This window comes from Lacibacter cauensis (assembly GCF_007830055.1).
Classification (GTDB): domain Bacteria; phylum Bacteroidota; class Bacteroidia; order Chitinophagales; family Chitinophagaceae; genus Lacibacter; species Lacibacter cauensis.
The window spans coordinates 1-3,707 of record NZ_VLLE01000001.1 but is presented as its reverse complement, the minus strand read 5'-3'; the positions used below and the strand labels follow the sequence as shown (position 1 = coordinate 3,707).

The window sequence follows — 3,707 nt, the reverse complement described above, 5'->3', positions numbered from 1 at the left end:
ACTTCAGAAGCCTACAAGCGGCACCATTCTTTTTAATGGCGTTGATATAGTCAGAGAGCCTGCATTTGTCAAAAAAAATCTTGGATTTCTGCCTCAGGATTTTGGTGTATATCCAAAAGTGTCTGCTTATAATTTGCTTGAACACCTGGCGATTCTGAAAGGGGTAAGTAATCCACGTGAAAGAAAAAGTCAAATCATCAATTTGCTGGAAAAAGTAAATCTGTTGGCAGTGAAGAACAAAGAGCTGTATACTTTTTCCGGAGGTATGAAACAGCGCTTTGGTGTTGCCCAAGCATTGCTCGGCAATCCTCAGTTGATCATAGTTGATGAACCCACTGCCGGTTTGGACCCCGAAGAACGTAATCGTTTCAATATGCTGTTGAGTGAGATCAGTGAAGAGGTCATTGTCATGCTATCTACACATCTGGTGGAAGATGTACGCAATCTCTGTAACAATATGGCCATCATACAACAGGGGAGAATTAGGGCTATTGGTAAGCCTTCCGAAATGATTGCCTCTCTTGCAGGAAAGATATGGACAAAAGCAATTGATCATGCAGAGCTCAGCACTTACCGGTCTGCTTATAAAGTGATCAGCCAGCATCTGGTGGAGAGAGTATTACACATATCCGTTTATGCAAACGAACAGCCTTTGGGATTTGATCCCGTAACAGCAACATTGGAGCTGGTATATTTTCAACATCTGCAGGAGCTATAACCGATGATGTTTTCATGAATTGTAAAAGTGAGCAAATAAAGAAATATGAACACGATCACAATATTTGATATAAAGAGCTATTTCACCCGGGTCCAAACATATGTAATTGCTGTTTTATTGTTTTGTTTTGGGGTGTTTGCGGGTACAAGGTTTAATCTGAGTGTCGGAGAAGGGGTATATGTAAACTCTCCCTATACGATCGGATTCATACTCGGATTGCTCAGTCTTTCTGTCATTTTTATCGCAACGGTCAATGGCGCTCAGCTTTTGTTTAAGGAATGGGATGCTCGATTTGATCTGCTGTTGTTTTCTACTTCACTTACCAAAAAGCAATTTACTGGCGGCCGGTTTTTATCGTTCTATATTATATCGTTTACAGGTTTTCTGATGATAACAACCGGATTTATCGTTGGTCAATCTGTAAGAGGAGGTTCTTCTGTACACACAGGGTTTGATCTAATCTCTTACATCTACCCATTGGTTTTATTTGGATGTGTCAATACGTTTTTTGTATGCAGTGTGTTAAGTCTGGTTGCATGGTTCACAAAAAACAAACTGCTGTTGACATTAAGCGGACTGCTGTTGTATATTCTTTATATGGTTGCATTGCTGTTTTCCGGTTCGCCATTTATGACGCAGTCTATGCCTCAGTCGTTAGCGATACAACATATCTCTGCATTTGCAGACCCGTTTGGTCTGACTGCTTATTTTTTTGAAAGTAAGGATTTTACTATTGCACAACGTAATACTGTTTTGACTCCGCTAAGTGGAAGCCTGCTGGCAAACAGGTTGATAATTACTGCACTATCCGTTGTCTTTTTCCAACTTGCCAGGAAGTATTATACCAATATAAAATCTTCCAGAAGTAAAAGCCAAAAAGAAGGAAAATTTACAGATACTGCTGTATCAGCTGCATATAAAACGACAGCAGTTAGTTTCAGTAGTCTGCAGTATGTAAAAGCAGTCCGTTCATTTTTTAAAGCAGATTTGATTTATATATTCAAAGGAATTGCTGTTGCCGCAGCTGCTGTTTTATTATTATTTAACCTCGGTATGGAAATGTATGCTGATATCGAAAAAGGTATCCGGCTTCCACAAAATTTTGCTTCTTCAGGATTACTCTCATCCACCATTCTGGAAAATTTACATTTGCCAGCCGTTTTACTGATCGTGTATTATGCGAATGATTTATACTGGAAAAGTAGTGTATCGCGTTTTTCGATATTGGAAAATACAACAGCTTTCATGTCCGCAAAACTTTTGGGACATTGGTTCAGTTGTATTGTTCTTATATTTTTTTTTACGGTGATATCTATTCTTTTAGCATTGTTTTTTCAAATGGGCTATCATTATACGACGGTCAACTGGGAACCTTATTACAGTATTTTTCTGTATTGTAGTTTCCCATTGGTAGTGCTGGCAGGATTTATGTTGCTTTTAAATCAAATCATTCCTCATAAATATCTATCGCTCGGCGTTACATTATCCGTTGCATTTTTTGCAGCAAGTCCTTTTACAGGATTAATCATCCATAATCCGTTGTTTCGCTTCCTTACAGCCTTTAGGGGACAATACAGTGATTTTAATGGTTATGGAACCTATATGCTTTCATATGCACAACGGGCGATGTTTGGTTTATGCAGTTTGTTGGTTTTCTGGCAGATTTCAAATATGATAAAAGAGCGCAAAATGAAAGTTCATTTCTTGATTCTGTTCATCTTTCTAGTTTTTTCATCTTTTTTCTTTGCCAATCAATTCTTAAAAGGGTATGTACCTGCAGATAAACGCCAGAAGCTGGAAATGGCAGTTAGCTATGAAAAAAAATACAGAAAATATCAAGCCATACCGCAGCCTGTTATTACTGATGTAATAACACAGGTGCATCTATTCCCGTCATTACAGCAATACACGGTTGAGGGCGTTTATACGATCAGGAATAAATCCAACCGTCCGGTGAACCACATTCTCGTTAGTTTTCATGATGATTTGAAAATAACAGAGGCACAGTTTACGTCTGCTTCAGAGACACTTGAGATCGATCAACCCATCAGTGAAATTTACCTTCGTCAGCCATTGAGGCCAAATGACAGTGCAAAATTGCGATTTTCACTGCAGTACTCCTGGCGTCCGGTGAATGGACATCAGTCTTTTAATGCCATCGTTGAAAATGGTTCATTTATGCGCATCAGCCGGTATTATCCGAGGATCGGTTATCAATCGGACTATGAATTGATGGATAGCATTGAAAGAAAACAATACGGTCTGGGGCCGGCTACTCCCTTAAAGCGGATTCAGGATCCAAGAGAGCCTGCTGATGATTTGATAACGCTTGCAATGACAATTGATACCGACGACGGGCAAACCGCAGTAGGTATCGGCGAACTGAAAAAGAAATGGAGCGACAAGGGCCGAAATTATTTTCAATTCGAAGCAATGGATCCGATTCCTTTTCGGTTTGCAGTCTCTTCTGCAGCATATAAAATTAAGAGTGTTCTGCATGATAGTATAACTATCAGTGTGCTGTATCATCCTGAACATGAAGTAAACGTAGATCATCTTATACGTAATGCAAAATTGACATTGGACTATTGCCGCAGTAATTTCGGGGCATACCCTTTTAAGTCTGTTTGCTTTGCAGAAGTGTCTTCATTCACAAAGGGCTTCGCCGGAACAGCTTATCCTGCATCCATATTTATGACTGAGGATATGCTTTTTCATGCCAATATTAAAGCGGATCAAAAACAGGATGTAATCAATGAGCTGGCAGGGCATGAGTTATCTCATTTATGGTGGGGAGGCAATCAGATTGTTCCTGATATAAGAGAAGGCGCTGCATTTCTTACGGAAACTTTGGCCATGTATACAGAGATGATGCTGTATAAAAAAATGTATGGTATTGAAAAAATGAAAGAACGCTTGCAGGTACACCAGCAGATATATGATACAGAAAAAGGATTTTCATCAAATGAGCCATTGTATAAAGTAAGTG

The 3,707-nt window shown here is 39.3% G+C and carries 2 protein-coding genes; both read left to right on the top strand.

Annotated features, from left to right (window positions below; all coding sequences use genetic code 11):
• The coding region (locus IQ13_RS00010; RefSeq protein ID WP_144883273.1) for an ATP-binding cassette domain-containing protein at nt 1–718 on the top strand (718 nt) is incomplete at its 5' end.
• A 45-nt stretch (nt 719–763) separates the two neighbouring features.
• Nucleotides 764–3,707: ABC transporter permease/M1 family aminopeptidase (locus tag IQ13_RS00005; RefSeq protein ID WP_144883271.1), on the top strand; the 2,944-nt coding region annotated here is incomplete at its 3' end.